This window comes from Saccharopolyspora gloriosae, from assembly GCF_014203325.1.
Classification (GTDB): Bacteria; Actinomycetota; Actinomycetes; order Mycobacteriales; family Pseudonocardiaceae; genus Saccharopolyspora_C; species Saccharopolyspora_C gloriosae.
Window position 1 is genome coordinate 3,883,839 of the sequence record NZ_JACHIV010000001.1, and the last position, 19,343, is coordinate 3,903,181.

18 protein-coding genes are annotated in these 19,343 nt (G+C 70.9%); 6 read left to right on the forward strand and 12 right to left on the reverse strand.

Going from position 1 to position 19,343, the window contains the following annotated elements; translation table 11 throughout:
* Window positions 1-76: 76 nt before the first annotated feature.
* Window positions 77-511 (reverse strand): MarR family transcriptional regulator, encoded by a 435-nt coding sequence (locus BJ969_RS30180; protein ID WP_221315854.1) that lies wholly within the window; start codon window positions 509-511, stop codon window positions 77-79.
* 334 nt (window positions 512-845) lie between these two features.
* Here BJ969_RS30180 and BJ969_RS17125 point away from each other — a divergent pair, with 334 nt between their 5' ends.
* Window positions 846-1,004, forward strand: coding sequence for a hypothetical protein (locus BJ969_RS17125; RefSeq protein WP_184486159.1), 159 nt, complete (start codon window positions 846-848; stop codon window positions 1,002-1,004).
* A gap of 203 nt (window positions 1,005-1,207) precedes the next feature.
* Here the strand turns inward: BJ969_RS17125 and smpB are convergent, their stop codons facing one another.
* A complete protein-coding gene (gene smpB / locus BJ969_RS17130; RefSeq protein ID WP_184479907.1) occupies window positions 1,208-1,738 on the reverse strand; it encodes an SsrA-binding protein SmpB in 531 nt (176 codons plus the stop codon).
* Between the two features lie 147 nt (window positions 1,739-1,885).
* Here smpB and BJ969_RS17135 point away from each other — a divergent pair, with 147 nt between their 5' ends.
* The gene (locus BJ969_RS17135; protein ID WP_184479908.1) at window positions 1,886-2,725 is read left to right on the forward strand and encodes a hypothetical protein; all 840 of its coding nucleotides are present in this window, start codon (window positions 1,886-1,888) and stop codon (window positions 2,723-2,725) included.
* Here the strand turns inward: BJ969_RS17135 and BJ969_RS17140 are convergent.
* From BJ969_RS17140 to BJ969_RS17155, 4 genes are read right to left on the reverse strand one after another with little or no spacing between them, the layout of a single operon-like run.
* Entirely contained in the window at window positions 2,715-3,878 is a 1,164-nt protein-coding gene (locus BJ969_RS17140; protein WP_184479909.1) for an acyl-CoA dehydrogenase family protein, read from the reverse strand. The genes BJ969_RS17135 and BJ969_RS17140 overlap by 11 nt on opposite strands.
* A gap of 4 nt (window positions 3,879-3,882) precedes the next feature.
* The gene (locus tag BJ969_RS17145; protein ID WP_184479910.1) at window positions 3,883-4,917 is read right to left on the reverse strand and encodes a zinc-binding dehydrogenase; all 1,035 of its coding nucleotides are present in this window, start codon (window positions 4,915-4,917) and stop codon (window positions 3,883-3,885) included.
* Window positions 4,917-6,089: an LLM class flavin-dependent oxidoreductase gene (locus BJ969_RS17150; protein WP_184485405.1), complete on the reverse strand. Its 1,173-nt coding sequence runs from the start codon at window positions 6,087-6,089 to the stop codon at window positions 4,917-4,919. Before BJ969_RS17150 ends, BJ969_RS17145 begins: the two co-directional genes overlap by 1 nt.
* 5 nt (window positions 6,090-6,094) lie before the next feature.
* Window positions 6,095-7,054 (reverse strand): alpha/beta fold hydrolase, encoded by a 960-nt coding sequence (locus BJ969_RS17155; RefSeq protein WP_184479911.1) that lies wholly within the window; start codon window positions 7,052-7,054, stop codon window positions 6,095-6,097.
* A gap of 237 nt (window positions 7,055-7,291) precedes the next feature.
* On the opposite strand from BJ969_RS17155, the gene BJ969_RS17160 reads away from it, so the two are divergent.
* Together BJ969_RS17160 and BJ969_RS17165 are read left to right on the forward strand one after the other, a co-directional pair.
* Entirely contained in the window at window positions 7,292-7,939 is a 648-nt protein-coding gene (locus BJ969_RS17160) for a TetR/AcrR family transcriptional regulator (RefSeq protein ID WP_184479912.1), read from the forward strand.
* 107 nt (window positions 7,940-8,046) lie between these two features.
* Complete coding sequence (locus BJ969_RS17165; RefSeq protein WP_184479913.1) at window positions 8,047-10,575, forward strand: tetratricopeptide repeat protein; 2,529 nt, start codon at window positions 8,047-8,049, stop codon at window positions 10,573-10,575.
* Between the two features lie 163 nt (window positions 10,576-10,738).
* On the opposite strand, the gene BJ969_RS17170 is transcribed toward BJ969_RS17165, so the two are convergent.
* From BJ969_RS17170 to BJ969_RS17180, 3 genes are all read right to left on the reverse strand, one after another.
* Window positions 10,739-11,860 carry a YwqJ-related putative deaminase gene (locus BJ969_RS17170; RefSeq protein WP_184479914.1) on the reverse strand — a complete coding sequence of 374 codons (1,122 nt, stop codon included), beginning with the start codon at window positions 11,858-11,860 and terminating at the stop codon, window positions 10,739-10,741.
* A gap of 192 nt (window positions 11,861-12,052) precedes the next feature.
* Window positions 12,053-13,375 carry an aminotransferase class V-fold PLP-dependent enzyme gene (locus tag BJ969_RS17175; protein ID WP_184479915.1) on the reverse strand — a complete coding sequence of 441 codons (1,323 nt, stop codon included), beginning with the start codon at window positions 13,373-13,375 and terminating at the stop codon, window positions 12,053-12,055.
* A gap of 2 nt (window positions 13,376-13,377) precedes the next feature.
* Window positions 13,378-14,391 (reverse strand): isopenicillin N synthase family dioxygenase, encoded by a 1,014-nt coding sequence (locus BJ969_RS17180; protein ID WP_184479916.1) that lies wholly within the window; start codon window positions 14,389-14,391, stop codon window positions 13,378-13,380.
* A gap of 215 nt (window positions 14,392-14,606) precedes the next feature.
* On the opposite strand from BJ969_RS17180, the gene ykgO reads away from it, so the two are divergent.
* Together ykgO and BJ969_RS17190 are read left to right on the forward strand one after the other, a co-directional pair.
* Window positions 14,607-14,729 (forward strand): type B 50S ribosomal protein L36, encoded by a 123-nt coding sequence (gene ykgO / locus BJ969_RS17185; protein ID WP_184479917.1) that lies wholly within the window; start codon window positions 14,607-14,609, stop codon window positions 14,727-14,729.
* Window positions 14,730-14,986: 257 nt separating this feature from the next.
* Window positions 14,987-15,991 (forward strand): 3'-5' exonuclease, encoded by a 1,005-nt coding sequence (locus BJ969_RS17190; protein ID WP_184479918.1) that lies wholly within the window; start codon window positions 14,987-14,989, stop codon window positions 15,989-15,991.
* A 51-nt stretch (window positions 15,992-16,042) separates the two neighbouring features.
* On the opposite strand, the gene fahA is transcribed toward BJ969_RS17190, so the two are convergent.
* The 3 genes from fahA to BJ969_RS17205 are packed head-to-tail and all read right to left on the reverse strand — an operon-like array spanning window position 16,043 to window position 19,262.
* Entirely contained in the window at window positions 16,043-17,215 is a 1,173-nt protein-coding gene (fahA, locus tag BJ969_RS17195; protein WP_184479919.1) for a fumarylacetoacetase, read from the reverse strand.
* Entirely contained in the window at window positions 17,212-18,069 is an 858-nt protein-coding gene (locus BJ969_RS17200) for a hypothetical protein (protein WP_184479920.1), read from the reverse strand. Before BJ969_RS17200 ends, fahA begins: the two co-directional genes overlap by 4 nt.
* On the reverse strand, window positions 18,066-19,262 hold the full coding sequence (locus BJ969_RS17205) for a homogentisate 1,2-dioxygenase (RefSeq protein WP_184479921.1): 1,197 nt from the start codon (window positions 19,260-19,262) through the stop codon (window positions 18,066-18,068). The genes BJ969_RS17200 and BJ969_RS17205 overlap by 4 nt, the downstream gene beginning before the upstream one ends.
* Window positions 19,263-19,343: the final 81 nt, after the last annotated feature.

Consider the following 19,343-nt stretch of genomic DNA (forward strand, 5'->3'; position numbering starts at 1 on the left):
GAAAAAGATCCCGCAGCGAGAAGACAGCTGAGGTTCCGCCAAGCGACCCACCAAGCAAAAAGACCCCGACCCCCCATCACAAGTCGGATTCGCCGAGGCGGTGCAGGAGGCGGGTGAGCTCGGCGACGTCGTCGGGGTTCCAGCCGCCCAGCGCTTCCCGCCACCGCCGCGCCTGGTCGGCGAGCTGCTCGGCGACCTTCGCGCGGCCGTCCTCGGTGAGCACGACGAGGCGGGCGCGGGCGTCGCTGGGGTCGGGCACCCGTTCGGCGAGGCCGATCCGCACGACGGCGTCGACCTGCCTGCTCACGGTGGACTTGTCCAGCGACAGCGCCCCGGCGATGGCCGACATGCGCATCGCCCCCTCCTTCGACAGGAGGACGACCAGCGGATAGGCGGTCGGGTCGAGCCGGGGGTGCACGGCGCGGGCGAGCTCGCGGGTGCGCAACCGCGTGCGGCGCCCCAGTTCGCGCATCTCCTCTTCCAGGGCTGGCAGGTACTCCTCCGCGGACACCTGGCTCCTTCCGTGCCGAACCGATCAGTTGATCTTACGGCTCGTCTTCGCTCTCGGCCTGCGCAGCGGGGCGAGCACCGGAACCTCAGCGGCGACGCCGGTCAACGGCTTCGCCGCTGACGAGAACACGATCGACCATGCTGCTCATCCGGCACGACGAGTTCACGGGCGAGCAGTGGGAGACCCCGCCGCGGATCGATCAGGTCATCACCTGATCACCCAGGGTGCACGCGACGCCCTCCCCGGTGCTCACACCCGGTGCGAGACCAGGCATCCTGGGCACCGTGCCGCCAGGCGGCACCCACTGAGGAACCGGAACCAGAGGAGGCACGGCATGAGCGAGCCCGACCCGTTGATCGACCCGACCCGCGACCCGAACCCCGGCGTCGCCGACCACGCCGCCCCCGAGGGCGCCGACATCGATCCCCTGATCGACCTGTCCCGCGACCCGAACCCCGGCGTCCCCAACCACGCCAAGCCGGACGAGGACTGAACGTCCTTCTCCGCAGCGACTTGCGCGGCGGTCGAGTAGCGGAACCTCAGCGGCTTCCTCGGTGCGGGATCGATCTCTCATGCATGCCGTACACAGCGAAATCGGTGCCCTCACGAGGAAGCCGCTGAGAACCCGACCGCTCGGGGTGACCTTCGCCGCTGCCGGGGTTCCGAACCGATGACCGCTGTGGCCACCGGCGGGTCCTACGGGCTGTAGCGCAGCACCGGGTCCTCCGGGGGTCTGCGCCTGCCCTTCTCGGCCGGGCGGCCCTTGAGCTGCCAGCCGATGCCGCGGGCCATCTCGCGTTCGGCGTCGCGGGCCGCGATGTCGCGGCGCTTGTCCCAGTTCTTCTTGCCGCGGGCCAGCGCGAGCTCGACCTTGACCCAGCCGTCGCTGAAGTACATCGACAGCGGGACCAGCGCGAACCCGGTCTCCCGGGCGCGCACGTTCAGGGCCCGGATCTCCTTGGCGTGCAGCAGCATCTTGCGGGTGCGGCGCGGCGTGTGGTTGGTCCAGCTGCCGTGCCAGTACTCGGCGATGTGCAGGTTGCGCAGCCACACCTCCCCGCCGTCGACGGTGGCGAAGGCCTCCGCCAGCGAGGCGCGGCCGAGCCGCAGGCTCTTCACCTCGGTGCCGACCAGGACGAGTCCGGCCTCGTAGGTGTCGACGATCGTGTAGTGGTGCCGCGCCCGGCGATTCGTCGCGATCACCGAGCGGTCCCCGTGCTGGACCATGCCTCCGACTCTACGACCTCCGCCCGAGGTCGTGTTCCGGCCGCCATGATCATCCGATCGGGTGGGTTCGGCCCCGACCGTGCGGTGATCGACCGCCCGCCTGCTGGACTGGCCGTGATCGATTTCCGCCTTCCGGGAGGAACCACGGTGCGACTCCGACTCGACCGCCTGCGCGGTGCGGCCCTGCTGCTGCTCGTGCCCACCCTGATCGCGCTCGGCTGCCCGCCGGCGAGCGCGGCTCCCGTCCGCGACGGGCGGTCCTGCGCGGCGGCGCTGGACTGCTCGGCGCTGGAGCTGGAGCGGTTGCCGCTGAGCGAGCGGCTGGTGTTCGTGCGCGCGATCCAGGACGAGATCGCCGCCGAGTACATCCCCGGATTCCGGCACTGGCGCAACATCGAAGGGGTCATCCGGTTCTTCGACGAGAACGGCTTCGGCGCCCCCGGCACCTGGGTGTCCTACGTGGACGCGGCGATCCTGGAGGGCGTCGAGCGCGGCGCGGCCATCGCGCTGGGCCGCTCCGAGGACGACTTCGGCAACCCCGGTTCCGAGCTGTGGGCGGACTACCTGCGCCGTTCGCACCGCGGCGAGCTCACCGACCGGTGGGTGCACGACCCGGCGTGGGGCAACGCCGAGCAGGCCTCCACCGAGCACGGCCTGCGCTTGGCGGCGGCTCACGGCGCGGTGGCGAGCAGGGTGGACGAGCAGATCTACGAGTTCTCCGAGTTCTACCGGTGGTTGCTGCGCAACCCGCAGACCGCGTTGCTCGCGCTGAACGAGGCGCTGCGCGGAACGGTCGGGCTGCCGCTGCCCCCGGCGGACTTCCTGCGCTGGTTCACCGACGTCACGATCTCCGAACCGACCTACCGGGGCGGGCACCTGGCGAGGGACGTCGCGGTGCCCGACCCGGTGGCCGCCCCGATCAGCGCGTTGCGGCTGCTGCTGGCCTACGCTCCGGAGCTGCTCGCCGACGACCGGGTCAGTCCGTAGGCCAGCGGGGTTCGGCGAGCGGGTCGATGCCGAGCGCGCTCTTGCCGATCGTCTCCAGCGCCACGTCGTTGTTCGGCGGGTGGAACTGCCCGGCCCGCACGTCGCGGTAGAACCGCTCCAGCGGCAGCTTCCGGAAGATGCCGTGCCCGCCGACCATCCGCACGCACTGGTCCACCGCCTCGTCCGCGGCGTTCACGGCCACGTACTTGAGGGTGTTGAGGTCGGCGGGCGCCAGCACCTCGCCCGCCGCGCGCCTGCGCAGCCCGTCGGAGACCAGGGCCTCCGCCGGTCGCAGCAGCAGTTCGATCCGGCTGGCGTTGAACACCTGGGCGGGCTGGCGCGCCATCGGCAGGCTCGCCCCGGTGACGGTCCGGTTCGTGACGTAGTCGTAGGCGAACCGCGCCGCGGCCCGCGCCACGCCCAGGTAGATCGACGCGACGGTGAACGCGAACCAGGCGAATCCCCGTTCCTGCACCTCGTCCCACACCGCCGGGTCGCTGGGCTTGCGACCGCGCTGCACGGCGGCGTCGGGCACGAACACGTCGTCGAACTTGACGTCCCACGAACCGGTGCCGCGCATCGCCATCGTGTCCCAGGTGTCCACGAAGTCCAGGCCCGGAGCGTCGCGCCGCAGCCCGAACAGCAGCAGCTCACCGGTCTCGGTGTCGGCGGCCGTCCCCCAGAAGAAGCCGAGCACCGGCGCCAGCGAGCAGAACGATTTGCGCCCGCTGATGACGTAGCCGCCGTCGGTGCGCTTCGCCGGGGTCGACGAGGTGCGCACGTTGAGGCCGGTGGCGGCGTCGGTGAGGCTCCCGCCGACGATGGTGCCGCCCGCGGCGAGCCGGAAGATCGGTTCGGTGGCGGGATCACCGGCGGCCCAGCTCTCCGCGGCCGAGCCCAGGCCGAACACGTGCATGTTCGCGGCCAGCGCCGTCGAGGCGCAGCCGCCCGCGAGGATCCGCTGGCATTCGGCGACGGTGGCGAGGTCCGCGCCGCCACCGCCGAACTCCGCGGGCACCGCGATGGTCAGGTATCCGGTCTCCCGCAGGCGCTCCAGGTTCTCGACCGGAAATCGGCCGGTGCGGTCGATCTCGGCCGCCCGTTCGGCGAATTCCGCCGCCAGGTCGGTGGCGAGCGCGGTCCAGTTCGTCATTGCTTCACGGCTCCACGATGATCTTGCAGTGTTCTTCGGGATCGCCGAGGGCGTCGAACGCCCACGGCACGTCGTCCAGCCCGACCCGCGCGGTCACCAGCGGGGCGACGTCGACGTCCCCGTCGGCGATCGCCCGCAACGACTCCGCGAACTCCGCGGGTTCGTAGCCGAAGGCGAACCGGACGGCGAGCTGCTTGGTGACGGCGAAGTAGGGGTTGATCACGTCGTCGCCCATGCACACGCCCACCACGACGACCTGGGACCCGGCCGGCGCGTGGCGCAGCACGTCGTTGAGCACGCCGGGCACGCCGACCGCCTCGAACACGACGAGCCGCCGATCACCGCCGACCCGGCGCCACGCGGCCCACCCGGTCTCGGCGGCGGGATCGACGACGTGGTGGGCGCCGAGACGTCCGGCGAGCCGGCGTCGCGCCGGGGAGAAGTCCGCGGCCACGATCGGCGCGACGCCTCGGGTTCGCAGCGCGGCGATCACGGCGAGACCGACCGGCCCGCAGCCGAGCACGACGGCGCCTTCGCCGGTGGGTGCGGCGAGGTTCACCGCGTGCAGCCCGACGGCCATCGGCTCGGTGAGCGCGGCGTGGTGCGCGGGCAGCCCGTTGGGCACCGGGAGCACCAGTGGCGCCGACAGCAGCATCCGCTCGCCGTAGCCGCCGTGCACCGTGTTCGAGTACACGATCGGCGCCGGCCCGTTCTCGGCCAGCAGCAGGGGGAAGGACGTCACGAGCTCGCCCGGGCTCAGGTCGGTCTCGGTGTCCGGCCCCACTTCGAGCACCTCGGCCGCGAACTCGTGTCCCATGTGGACATCGCGGGCCAGGTCCACCTCGTCGGCTTGGAACGGGAGTCCGCTCATCTGGCGGCCCAGCGCCAGCATTTCCGCGCCGTGCCGGGCGAAGTGCAGGTCCGATCCGCAGATCCCGCAGGCCTTCACCCGCACCAACACCTGGCCCGCGCCCGGTCGGGGTTCGGCGATGTCGTCGCGGACGAACACGCGGCCCGAGTTGAGCACCGCCGCGCGCATCAGGAGCGCTCCTGCTCGGCGGCGTGCGACTTGATGGCGTTGCCGATCGCCTCGCCCGCCCGGCCGAACAGTTCCTCACGCTTGCCGGTGGCCCACTCGTGCGAGGCCCGCGGCGCGCTCAGCCTGCCCTTGAAGTGCGGCAGGACGTACTGAGCGAACAGCCGGTACGAGTTGAGCGTGCGCTCGGGGCTCGCCCAGTCGTGGCCCAGCATCAGGAACGTGCCGAAGCCGCCGGACTGATCGAGCAGCATCTCGATGTGCGCGATGGCGTCGTCCGGCGTGCCGATCACCACGCTGTCGGATTCCGCGTAGGCCGCCGCGTACTCGTGACGGGACCGCGGCTCGCCGTCGACCTGCTGGGCCAGCGGCACGAACCCGGCGCCGCCGCCGAAGTACGCGCCGAACTCCGGCAATCCGTAGGCGCAGTCCGCGATGGCCTGCTCCTTGGTCTCGGCCAAGTGCATCGCTCCCAGGACTCGCCAGCTCGCCCGGTCCGGCGCGGGACGACCGGCCTTCGCCGCCTCCTCCTCGACGACGCCCCAGGCTCGCCCGATCGCGGCGAACCCGTCGGCGAGCGCGGACATCGACAGCGACAACAGCGAGGCGCCGTGCAGCCCGGCCAGCCGCGGCCCGGACGGCGAGACCATCGCCGCCACCGCGACCTCCGGATGCGGCCACGAGTACGGGCGCAGCTGGAGCCGCGCCTCGTTCATCTCGAACCAGTCGGTGCGGCGGGTGACCGGCCCGTCCTCGGTGAACAGCGCGAGGATCGCCTCCAGCGACTCGGCCATCATGCGGCGCTGCTCGACGGGGTCGATGCCGAGGATGGCGGCGTCGGTGGGCAGCGCGCCGGGCCCGGCACCGAAGATGAGCCGACCGCGGGTGAGGTGGTCCAGCAGCACCAGCCGGTCCGCCAACAGCCACGGGTGGTGGTACGGCAGCGACACCACACCGGTGCCGAGCTTGATGTGCAGGGTGCGCTGCGCGGCGGCGGCGATGAAGATCTCCGGGGAGCCGATGATCTCGTAGCCGCCGGAGTGGTGTTCGCCGAACCACGCCTCGTCGAACCCGTACTCGTCGAGCGCTTCGACGCGCCGCAGGTCGTACTCCAGGGCCAGCGTCGGGTCTTGGCCGGTCGGGTGGAAGGGGGCGTAGAAAACGCCGAAGTTCATGGGTTTCACGCGCGCTCCTGCTCTGCGACGAAGTCGAGGAACGCCAGCAGCGCCGCGTTCACCTCATCCGGCTTCTCCTGCTGCACCCAGTGCCCCGCGTCCGGCACCAGCACGTCGCCCTGATGCCGGGTGAGCCATCCGTCCTGAGTAGACGGTGGTGCGCCGACGAGCACCGGATCGAGCGCGCCGCCGATGAACGCGCTCGGCACCCGCACCTTCGCTCCCGCCAGCTCGGGAGTGATCTCCCAGTTGCGGTCGAAGTTGCGGTACCAGTTCAGGCCTCCGGTGAACCCGGTGCGGGCGAACTCCGCCGCGTAGTGGTCCAGTTCGGCCTGACTCAACCAGGCGGGCAGCCCGGCGGGTTCCGGGGAGCGCTCGATGAACCCGCGCCCGTCGGCCGCGGATACCATCCCGCTTTCCGCGCCCGGCTCGACGCGGACGCCGGAGAGCAGCCTGCGCATCGTGCTCGCCGGGTCGGCGGCCAACTCGGCGTCGGCCACGCCGGGTTCCTGGAAGTGCAGGATGTAGAAGAACTTGCCCCGGAACGCCTCCCGCCACAGTTCGGTCGGCGGGCGCGGCGGTCGCGGCGAGAACGGCACGCTCATGCCGCACACCCCGGCGACGCGCTCCGGGTGCAGCAGCGCCGTCTGCCACACCACCATCGATCCCCAGTCGTGGCCGACGAACACGGCCCGCTGCTCCCCGAGGTCGTCGAGCAGCGCGATGAGGTCGTCGGCGAGGTGCCGGATGTCGTAGGCGGCGATGTCCTCCGGCTTGCCGGAGCGGCCGTATCCGCGCTGGTCCGGCGCCACCGCGCGGTATCCGGCGGCGGCGATGGCGGGCAGCTGGTGGCGCCACGAGTAGGCGAGTTCCGGGAAGCCGTGCGCGAAGATCACCGGCGGGCCGGCTCCCTCCTCCACGACGTGCAGCTCGACGCCGTTGACGGCGACGGTGCGCTCAGGCATCGGCGGGTCTCCTTTGACATGAGCCGGGAGCGTGCGGGCTGCTCGACCAGGCGGCCGGAGCGGATTTTCCTTGCCGTGCGGTCGAAAACGTCGGCCCTTTATTTTGGCAACGCCTGTGTCCAAATATAGGACATGGCAACACCCGTTGCCAATACCCGATCACTCGCGGACACCCACGGCCCTCGACGCCGCCGCCGTGCACGGCGGGGCGACCGCCGCGAAGTAGGGTGAGCACCGTTGTCCACCACCGATGAACCCGGCAAACCCGGCCGCTGGGCCGGAAAACCGCCCGCGGACCGAGTCGCGGAGCGGCGAGCGCTGCTGCTCGACGCCGCCCTCGACCTGCTCGGCACCGAAGGCTGGACCGGTACCTCGGTGCGCGCGGTCTGCCAGCACGCCCGGCTGAACCCGCGCTACTTCTACGAGAGCTTCCCCGACCTCAACGCCCTGGTCATCGCCCTCTACGACCGCCTCATCGACGACCTGCACACCGAAGTCCGCGCCGCCGCCGAAGCCGCCGGGAACGAACCGCACGAGCGGGTCCGCGCCGTCGTCGACTCCACGACCCGCTTCGTCGCCGAAGACCACCGCCGCGCCCGCGTCCTCTACGTGGAAGCGCTCGGCAACGAGGCCCTCAACCGCCGCCGCATCGAAACCGGCCACCTCATCGCCCGCTACGTCGAAGCCGACGCCACACGCGGCGCCCCCGGAGACCCCGTCGTCGGCATCACCGCCGCCGTCCTCGTCGGCGGCTTCAGCGAACTCCTCATGAGCTGGCTCGACGGCCGCGTCCCCGTCACCCGCGACCACCTCGTGGACGACGCCACAGCCCTGTTCACCAGCCTCGGCGACACGGCGGCGAGGATCGTCGGCGAGCGGGGTTGATCCCGCACTTCCGGAAGCGGAATCGGCAACGTGCAACCGAATACCGCCGCTCATGCCACTCCACACCGACGCATTCTCCGCCGGGTCGCCACAACTGATCTTTTCGAGTGATTCGCGGTTGGTGGCATTGCAGGTTCGGCACACTGAGGCGCATGTCCGAGACGGAGAACGTCCGCAACGACATCAGCGGCACTGTCGAGAACGCCCTCCAGGTCGGAGTCGTCCACGGCGACATCTACCAGAGCGGAGTGCATCAGCATCACCATCACGGTCAGCGGCTGGAATGGCCGTGCCGGGTCGGGGTGATGCCACCGCGCGCGAACTGCTTCCAGCAACGCGATCTCAGCGCCATGCTGACCGAAGCCACGGGCACGGGCGGCACCACCCCGCTGAGCCACGTCCTCGCAGGGCTCGGCGGTGTGGGCAAGACCCAGCTCGCGGCCGAATACGCTCGACAGCGCTGGGGCGACCGCGAGGTCGATCTGCTGGCGTGGATCACTGCGGGCTCACGTGAGGCGATCGTGTCGGGCTATGCCGCCGCCGCGCTCAAAGTCGGGCAGAACACCAACACCGCGGAGCGCGACGATGAGGAAGCGAGCAGGCGCTTCCTGGAATGGCTGGAAACGACCGACCGCCGGTGGCTGCTCGTCCTGGACGACGTCCAGAACCCGCGGGACCTCAACGAGCTGTGGCCACCGCAGCAGCCGACCGGGCAAGTGCTCGTGACCACCCGTCGTCAGGACTCCGCCCTCACGCAGCTCGGACGGCGCATCGAAGTCGGCTTGTTCACCCCGGCTGAATCGACCGCCTACCTGCACGCGAAGCTCGCCGACCGGTCGGCTTCCGCCGCAGGAGCCGAAGAACTGGCCGAATCGCTCGGGTTTCTTCCGCTGGCGTTGGCCCAGGCCGCCGCCTACCTCAACGATCGGGATCTGACCTGCTCGGCATACCTGCGGCGATTCGCCGATCGGCGCCGCCTGCACGAGTTGGTGCCCGAGTCTGAAAGCCTGCCGGACGCGCACCGCACCACCCTCGCGACCACGTGGTCGTTGTCCGTGGAGCTCGCCGACCAGCTCGCGCCGTCCGGACTGGCACGTCCGCTGCTGGAAATCGCCGCCGTGCTCGACTCCAACGGCATCCCCGACGCCGTACTGACCTCTCCCGCTGCGTTGGCCTACATCACCGCGAGGTCCGGCCGGACGAGTCCGGTGCGGGCCGACGACGTGCGGGACGCAGCGCATTCCTTGAACCGCCTGAGCCTGGCCACCGTCGATCCCGACGACCCGCACCGCAGCGTGCGGGCGCACGCCCTCGTCCAACGCGCCACCCGCGACCAGCTCACCGAACAGCACCTCGCGGAAGTGGCCCGCGCCGCGGCCGACGCGCTCACCGAGACGTGGCCGGAGATCGAGCACGACGCCGGATACGGGCAGATCCTGCGGACCAACACCGACACGTTGCGCATCAACGCCCACGACCACCTCTGGAATCCTCGCTGCCATCGGGTGCTCTTCCGCGCGGGCGCGAGCAGGGGCGAGGCCGGACTCGCCGCCGAAGCCGTCAACTACTTCCGCCACCTCTACGACCACACCAGCCGACTCCTCGGCCCCGACCACCTCGACGCCCTGGCCGCGCGTGGCGACCTGGCCGATTGGCAGGGCGAGGCCGGAGACGTCAGCGGTGCGATCACCGAGTTGAGCGAGCTGCTCGACGATCGATCTCGCGTGCTCGGCCCCGACCACCTCGCCACCCTGGCCACCCGGAGCAACCTGGCCCTGTGGCGAGGCAGATCGGGAGATGTCGCCGGGGCGATCGAGGAATTCGAGCAACTGCTCACCGACCGGTGCCACGCACTGGGGCCCAGGCACCCCCACTCGTTGACCGCACGCAGCAACCTGGCGCTCTGGCGCGGCGAGGCCGGGGATGCCGCCGGAGCGATCGCCGAATACGAGCAACTGCTCACCGACCGGACCCACGCGCTAGGGCACGACCATCCGGACACCCTGGCCACCCGCAACAACCTGGCGCATTGGCGAGGCGAGGCAGGCGACGCCGCCGGGGCGATCACCGAATACGAGCAACTGCTCACCGACCAGACCGAGGTCTTGGGGCCCGATCACCCCCGTACGCTGACCGCACGCAACAACCTGGCCAACTGGAAGGGCCGTGCAGGAGACGTCACCGGGGCGATCAGTGACTGCCAGCTGCTGCTCACCGCGATGCTCGAAGTGCTGGGCCCCGACCATCCCCACACCCTGACCGCACGCAGCAACCTGGCGAACTGGAAGGGCGAGGCCGGCGACGTCACCGAGGCCATCACCGAATACGAACAACTGCTCACCGACCGGTCCCGCATACAGGGGCCCGACCATCCCCGCACCCTGACCGCACGAGGCAATTTGGCCCATTGGCGAGGCGAATCGGGAGACATCGCCGGAGCCATCACCGAATACGAACGGCTCCTCGCCGACCGCCACCGCCTGCTCGGCCCCGACCATCCACGCACCCGGACCACCCGCGACAACCTCGCCCATTGGCGCGGGAACTCGGATGCCGCAGCGATCACCGAGCACGAGCAGCTGCTCGCCGACCGATCCGACGTTCTGCGCCTCGACCGCCCCGACACACGAACCTGAACGTCCGCCGCAGCGACCAATTCGTCAACGACGCCACTGCGCTGTTCACCAGCCTCGGCGACACATCCGAAACCATCGCGACAGTACGTGCGTAGGGCGACGGCGTCCCAGCAAGACGAGCCGGCCGCCGATCTCTGTTTCACAACCGAGCCCGCAAAACCCTTTACACGGCCTCCCACACCTCGCGGGTGTACCAAGAGATGCCCAGTTTCCCGGTCAAGTACTGGCAACTGGGGCAGGCGTCGGCGGGCTTGCCTGCCGGCTCACCGCTCTTCTTGCCCGGCCTGTGCGCCGTCGTCGCCGCTCCGACCCGTTCGAAGTGGCGCTTGGCCTCCTCGACCGTCCAGGTGTTCCGTCGGTCGTTGTTGTGCAGATAGTCCGAGATTGCGCCGACCTCGGCGCACTTGCCGTGCTGTGGCCGACTACGCAGGTTCTCAGGCGCGTTGTCCATGACCTGCCGCACGACGCCGTGCAGGTTAGGGTCCCCGCTCTTCCACTTCATACTGCTGTGCGGGATCACATGATCGCCGATCAGCAGGGCACTTCCCATACCCGGCCGGTTCTTCCCACCGAAATCATGCATCAGGTTCTGCGCGTTCATGTACGAAGCGGTGGTCAGGCCGCCGTCATCAGCTCGGAGCGGGTGGTTTCCCGACTCAGGGGCCCCGGTGAGGCTGTGCGAATTCCTCCCGGTGACGTGCTGGAAATTCCCGGATTGCAGCGCCGCGTTGCCGGGTACACGGGATGCTTGCTGGCCGTCCTGCCCGATGAGCGCCCCGGAATGCTGCGTGTATGCCGGGACTGCCCCATACCGATCGTCGCGTCGGACCTCGGTTTCCTGATCGAAGTGGTACTCCTGTGTCTCCTGATCGAACCCGACCGGGTGCCGAGGCTGTTTGGGCGAGCTCAGTGACTGCATCCGCTCGCGCTCGCTGAACACCTGGTCATGCATACCGGGGTCCTTTTCGAGGTTCTCCATGGAGGAGAGGACCTTCAACTTCATGGGTACCACACGCTGGACCGACCGACCGTGTTCGATCCCGTGCTCACACGAATCTGGTTGTCGTCGCTGGGCTTCGAGCAGGTGGGCCACACAAGCGTTGCCGACGGTGCGCTGCAGGTGCAGGATCTCGTGCTGGGTCAGGGGAGCGGCCGGGTGGACCTGCATCTGGCCGACGGCCGAGGAAGGTGCCCGCGGTGACCGTGATCGAGACGAGCCGGCTGGTTCCCAGTCCTGCGCACGCATGAGGCGGCCTCCCTGGCGGCCCGGCTGCAGGCCGCGCATCTGACACTCCCAGTCAGGACCACGCCACGGAAAGGGCTACATGGGTACGAATTCCCCATTCGTCAATACCCGGAAGGCACCCTTCAACCGACCCGCACACCAGGCGGAGGTACCGCGCGCCCCTCCCCTTATCCGACTCTTCGGCAGCGGAATCCGCCGCTCGCGTTGAAACCAATCTTGATGGTGATACAGCTATTCGGCCACGTCCGCCGCTTCACTCGACTCCGCTGCTGCCAGCCCCACCGCCAGGTCCGCGAGCAGGTCCTGCACGTCCTCCAGGCCCACCGACAGGCGGATCAGACCAGGTGTCACTCCCGCTGCGCGTTGGTCGGGTTCGGGGAGTTGGGCGTGGGTGGTGGAGGCGGGGTGGATGACGAGGCTGCGGACGTCGCCGATGTTGGCCAGGTGGCTGAACAGGGTCAGGGCGTCGACGAAACGGCGGCCGGCGGCCACTCCCCCGGCGAGGTCGAAGGCGAGGACCGCGCCGGCGCCTTCGGTGAGGTAGCGCTTCGCCGAGGCGTGCCACGGGCTCGACGGGAGGCCCGCGTAGTGGACTCGCGTCACGCCGGGCTGGTCTTCGAGCCAGTTCGCGACGGCGCGCGCGTTCGCGGTGTGGCGGGTCATTCGCAGCGACAGCGTCTCGATTCCTTGCAGCAGCAGGAAGCTGTTGAACGGGGACACCGCCGGGCCCAGGTCGCGCACCAGCCTCGTGCGGACCCGCATCAGGTAGGCGAGTTCGCCGAATTCGGCGTCGAAGATCAGGCCGTGGTAGCTCGGATCGGGGCGGGTCAGCTGCGGCCAGCGCTCCGGCTCGGCGGCGTAGTCGAACCGGCCGCTGTCGACGATGATGCCGCCGATCCCGGTGCCGTGGCCGGAGAGGAACTTCGTCGTCGAGTGCACCACGACGTCCGCTCCGTGGTCGAGCGGGCGGCACAGGTACGGGGTGGCCACGGTGTTGTCCACGATCAGCGGGACGCCCGCGGTGTGCGCGACGGAGGCGACGCCTTCGACGTCGAGCACGCCGCCGCTCGGGTTCGCGATGGTCTCCGCGTACAACGCCCTGGTCCGGGGGCGCAGCGCCGCGCGCCACTGGTCGAGGTCGTCGGGGTCGGCGACGAAATCGACGGTGATGCCGAGGTCGGCGAGGGTGTGGGCGAACAGGTTGTAGGTGCCGCCGTAGAGCGCCGAGGACGCCACCACGTGATCTCCGGCCTTCGCGATCGCCAGCAGCGCCAGCGTCGAAGCGGCCTGGCCGCTGGCCACCGCGACCGCGCCCAGCGCGTTCTCCAGGTCGGCGATGCGCTGCTCGACGACCGACGTCGTCGGGTTCGACAACCTGCTGTAGGCGTAGGTGTCCAGGTCCTGCAGGGCGAACGCGGCGGCGGCGTGCTCGGCGTCGTCGAAGACGAACGAGCTCGTCTGGTAGATCGGGGTCGCGCGCGCCCCGGTCGTCGCGTCCGGTGCGGAGCCGGCGTGCACCTGCCGGGTTTCGAAGGACCAGCGTCGATCGGTCACGGTCAGCGCACCTCCTGCGCGTCGAGCACGTCGGACCACCAGCGCCGCGCCACCTCCGGGTGCGAGCGCACCCAGCCGAGCACCGCGTTCTCCCCGAACGCCGCAAGCAGCGGGTTGTCCGCGTCCGCGCTGACCCCGCGCGCCTCGGCGGCGAGTTCGGGTGGCAGTTCCAGCGGTTCCACGACGGCGTCCAGGCGCGGCGCCAGGAAGAACGGCACCGAGTAGCGGTCCACCCCGGCGGCGGGACTGCGCACGCGGTGCCGGGTCGCGGTGAGGTAGCCGCCGGTGGCGATCTCCAGCATCTCCCCGATGTTGACGACGAACGCGCCCGGCACCGGATCAGCGTCGATCCAGCCGCCCTCGTCGTCCTGCACCTGGAGCCCGGCGATCGAGTCCTGGTGCAGCAGCGCCAGGTAGCCGTAGTCCTTGTGCGCTCCGACGCCCTGTTCGGAATCCGCGGTGCCCGGGTAGTGGATCAGCTTGAGGTGGGTGCTCGCCTCCTCGTCGAACCACGCGTCGAAGTGGTCCTCGGCCTGCCCGAGGGAGGCGGCCAGCGCGCGCAGCACCTCGCGGCTCACCCGCAGCACCTCCGCCTGCCAGGCCAACGTGGTCTCGCGCAGCTCCGGCAGCGCCGCCGGCCACTGGTTCGGGCCGATCAGCCGCCGCCACGCCGGATCTCCGGGCCCGGTCGGCACCGCGTCGCGCTCCGGGCCGATGTCGAGCTGCTCCCGCTGGTCCGGGGCGCCGCCGGTGAGTTCGCGGCCGGTGGCGGTGTAGCCGCGGAACTGCGGCGAGCGCACGTTCTCGATCTCCCTGCGCTGCTCCAGCGGCAACGCGAAGAACCGGCGGGTCGCGGTGAAGATCCCGCGCATGAGCTCGTCGGGCACGCCGTGGCCCACCACGTAGAAGAACCCGACGTCGTGCGCGGCGTGGCGTAGCTCCGCCAGCAGCGCCTCGCGTTCGCGGGGGTCGCGGAACCGGGACAGGTCGATCAGCGGGAGCGCGGGCTGCGACATGGTGGCACCTCCGAGCGGGAGCGTAGGCCGCGAAGATCCACCTGTGGTGATCTCCCACTGGACGGGACCCGATCGGGTCACGTGATGCCGCCGGGCGCGTGATCCGGCGCGACACGGGAAAAGCCACCGCTCGACGGAGCACACCTGCAACCTTTCTGAAAATGATTTCCATCTTCAGTTACACTGGTGCCGTCATCGCGAGAACGGGAGGACGGATGAAGGTTCGGGCATCGCTCAAGTCGCTCAAGGAGAAGGACGGCTCCCAGGTCGTGCGCAGGCGCGGCAAGCTCTACGTGGTCAACAAGCGCAACCCCCGCTGGAAGGGCCGCCAGGGCTGACCGGAGGCCGGGGTTCGGCGATCCGGCGAGCCCCGGCCGAGCGGCCACCGCGACGGAGACCACATCGAACCGGACTTTCCGCGATGAACCACCCACGCGATCTCCGCAGCTCAGCACGCCCCTCGCCCCGGCACCCCGCGCCCCACCTGCGGCGCGAGGTGTAACGCCGAGATCAGCGATCTCGAAAAGCTGATGAGCGACAGCGAACAGCGCCACCTCGGGGCTGTTCGTCGCGGCGGACAGCGAGGGGACCTGTCATGTCCTGGGGTTATGCGGTGATCGACGTCGAGACGACGGGCCTGCTGCCGAGCGCGGGCCATCGCGTCGCGGAGATCGGCGTCGTGCTGCTCGATCCGGCCGGTGCGGTCCAGGACGAGTGGCGCACGCTCGTCGACCCCGGGCGCGACCTCGGCGCGCAGCACCTGCACGGGATCACCACCGCCGACGCGCGGTCGGCCCCCGCGTTCGCCGCGATCGCCCCCGAACTCACCCGCCTGCTGACCGGCCGGGTGCTGGTGGCGCACAACCTGAGCTCCGACGCCCGGTTCCTCGCCGCCGAGTACGAGCGCATCGGCTACGGCGCGCTGCACGTGCCCGCCGCCGGCCTGTGCACGATGAAGCTGTCCAACAGCTTCCTGTACGCGGCCGGGCGCAGCCTCACCGCGTGTTGCGAGGCCGCGGGCGTACCGCCGGCCGAAGCGCGCTCCGCGCTGCACGAAGCGCGGGCCGCCGCCGGGCTGCTGCGCTACTACCTGCAGCTGTCGCCCGACGATCCGCGCTGGACGTGGGCGGAGCGGACCGCGCGGTCCTGGCCGTGGCCGGTGCTCGACGGACCCGTCGCGGCGCCGGCGCCGCGACGGCACCCCGACGCGGTGCCGGACCACTTCCTGGCCCGGATCGTCGAAGTGCTCCCGAGCGTGCCCGAACCGCCGCAGGCCGACGAGTACCTGACCGCGCTCGACGCGACGCTGGTCGACCGGAACCTGTCGATCGACGGGCAGGACGCGCTGTCGCAGGCCGCCGAGCACTGCGGCCTGGAGCAGGAGCAGGTCTCGGCGCTGCACGCCGACTACTTGCGCGCGCTGGCCGCGGCGGCCACCGCCGGAGGTGTGCTCGACGAGCCGGAACGCGAGGACCTGGTGCTCGTGGCCGAGCTGCTCGGCTCGTCGCGGGCCGATCTCGATGCGGCGCTCGCCGCGGACCACCCGGCGTTGGCGCCGCGCGTCCGGCAGGCACCGGACACCGCCGTGCTCACCTGCTAGGCCCGTCCCGCCGAACCCCGGCCGGGCGGAACGGGCCACGTAGGCGGTGGATCAGGTCCGGGCGGGCAGGATCAGATTGGTGAGCTCACCGAAACCGAGGCGAGCGCCCGAAGCGGTGGGCGCCGAAGCGGTGAGGGTGATCTCGTCGCCGTCCTCCAGGAACGTCCGCTCGGCACCGTTGACCAGCACCGGTTCCGCGCCGCCCCAGGTGAGTTCGATGAACGCGCCGCGCTGGTCCCGCGCCGGCCCGGAGACGGTGCCGGAGGCGAACAGGTCCCCGGTGCGGCAGGTGGCGCCGTTGACGGTCAGGTGCGCGAGCATCTGCGCCGGGGACCAGTACATCTCGCGGTACGGCGGGCGGCTGACCTCCTGTCCGTTCCACCGCACGCTGAACTCGACGTCCAGGCCCCACGGTTCGGGCTCGCGCAGGTACGGCAGCGGCTCCGGGTCCTGGCGCGGCGTGGGCACCCTGGCCCCTTCCAAGGCGAGCAGCGGAACCACCCACGGCGAGATCGAGGTGGCGAAGCTCTTGCCGAGGAACGGCCCCAGCGGCACGTACTCCCAGGCCTGCAGGTCGCGCGCGGACCAGTCGTTGACGAGCACGGCCCCGAAGACGTGCGAGGCGAACTCCTCCACCGGCACCGGAACACCCAGGTCGGAACCGGTGCCGACGACGAAACCGAGCTCCGCCTCGATGTCCAGCCGCCTGCTCGGCCCGAAACCGGGAGCGGACTCGTCCGGTGCCTTGCGCTGACCGCTGGGCCGCACGATCGGCGTGCCGGAGGAGATGACGGTGCCCGCGCGGCCGTGGTAGGCGACGGGCAGGTGCTTCCAGTTCGGCATCAGCGGTTCCGAATCGGGCCGGAACAACCTGCCCAGGTTCGTCGCGTGGTGCTCGGAGGCGTAGAAGTCGACGTAGTCGGCGACCTCGAACGGCAGGTGCATCGTCACCTGCTCCACCGGGTGCACGGCGGCGTCGGGCACGTCGCCGGACACCAGCTCGGTGAGCCGGTCGCGGGCCTCCCGCCACTCCCGCGCGCCGCGGCGCAGGAACGGGTTCAGCGACGGGGCCGCGAAGACGTCGTCGTGCAGCGCCTCAGCCAGGTCGATGACCTGGTCCGCGAGCCGGACCCCGACCCGCGGCGGCGCTCCGGGCGTGCTGAACACGCCGTAGGGCAGGTTCTCGGTGCCGTAGGGGGAATCGGCGGGAACGTCGATGATCACGCGGTGGCTCCTCGTGGGTGCGCCAGGTCGTCGGGGGTGAGGCCGAGCTCGGCGAGCTCGACGAGCGGGTCGGTGATGCTGCAGGTGCCGAAGGAGGCGAACCGCTCGCGCGCGGCGCGCACCCGCGGCTCGCCCAGGCCGGTGATCCGCGCGGCGATGCCCGCCGCGTCCCGGTCCGCCAGCACCCGCTCCAGGTCGGCGGCGGTCCCGCCGCGCAGCGCCGAGTCCACGGCGAGCAGGATGTTCAGGAACCCGTGTTGGTCGAACCCGGTCTCCGGGTCGGTGTTGCGGACGGCGTGGTGCAGGCCCGCGGTGGCCTTGAAGGGGATTCCGGCGCGCACCACCGCCTCGATCGCCGCGGCGAGCTCGGGCACCGGCGGGTAGAGCTCGGCGCGGACGCCGCCGGTGCGGAACTTCGCCCGGCAGCCCAGCGGCGCCAGCGACGCGAGCACGCCGGGGCGCCGGCCGTCCCGCGGGACCTCGACGAACACCTCGGCGCCGGTGGTCGCCCGCACCCGTTCCAGCTCGGCGCGCAGGACGTCCACCGCCATGCCCTCCGGGGCCGGAATCTCCAGCGCGCGCAAGGAGAACCGCCCGGAGACCGCGTCGAGCACGCCGGGCACGCCCGCCGGGCCTTCCGGCACGGTCACCGACAGCGGCGCGTCGCCCACCGGTTCCAGGTCCTGCGGCGTCGCCAGTGCGGAGGCGGGCACCACCAGCGGCCCGACGATCTCCGCGCGGGCCGCGGCGCGGTGCCGGGCGTGCGCCCGCGCGGCCTGCGGCAGCGGCAGCAGGCCGGGCGGGAACACCGCCGCGTCGTCGAGCAGCCCCCGCACCAGGGCGGGCACCGTCATGATCGCTTCCCGCCCGCCCAGGTCCACGCGTACTTCCCGTCGTCGCAGGCGGTGCCGCCTTCGCCGAGCTCCAGCGGCCGGAACGTATCGACCATGACGGCCAGCTCGTCGAAGAACTCCACGCCGATGCTGCGCTCGTAGGCGCCCGGCTGCGGACCGTGCGAATGCCCGCCGGGATGCACCGAGACCGAGCCCTGCCCGATGCCGGACCCCTTGCGCGCCTCGTAGTTCCCGCCGCAGTAGAACATGATCTCGTCGCTGTCGACGTTGGAGTGGTAGTACGGCACCGGGATCGACAGCGGGTGGTAGTCGACCTTGCGCGGGACGAAGTTGCAGATCACGAAGTTCTCGCCCTCGAACGCCTGGTGCACCGGCGGCGGCTGGTGCACCCGGCCGGTGATCGGCTCGAAGTCGTGCACGCTGAACGTGTACGGGTACAGGCAGCCGTCCCAGCCGACGACGTCGAACGGGTGCTGCGGGTAGACCAGGCTGGTGCCCACGATGCCGGTGGAGCCGCGGTGCTTGAGCAGCACCTCCACGTCGGTGCCCTCCCGCAGCAGCGGCTCACCGGGCCCGTGCAGGTCGCGTTCGCAGTACGGCGCGTTCTCCAGCAGCTGCCCGAAGCGGGACAGGTAGCGCTTCGGCGGCACGATGTGCCCGTTGCCCTCGATGGCGTAGGCCCGCAGCGGTTCGCCGTCGTGCGGCAGCCAGCGGTGCGTCGTCGCCCGCGGCAGCAGCACGTAGTCCCCGGTCTTCGCCTCCAGCGCGCCGAACACCGTCTCCACGGTCGCCGCACCGGACTCGACGTAGACGATCTCGTCGCCGATCCCGTTGCGGTACAACGGGGAATCCTTGCTCGCCACCACGTAGGAGATCCGCACGTCCGCGTTGCCCAGCACCAGCCTGCGGCCGGTGACGACGTCGGTGGAACCGGCCGCCTCGGCCGTGAACAGGTCGTGCAGCTTCAGGTGGCGCGGCGTGAGCGGGTGGTTCGGCGTCGTCGCCTGCTCCGGCAGCTCCCACACCCCCGAGTCCACGATCGCCGACGGGAGGTTGCGGTGGTAGAGCAGCGAGGAGTCCGAGGAGAAGCCCTCCTCCCCCATCAACTCCTCGTAGTACAGCCGGCCCTGGTCGTCCCGGTGCTGGGTGTGCCGCTTCGGCGGCACCGCACCGACCTGGCGGTAGTACGCCATGACTTCCCCTCCTCGATCCTTCGTCCACGCTGCGCGGTCATTGCACAGAACGAGCCGCGAGCCCACCACCGCTGAACGCCT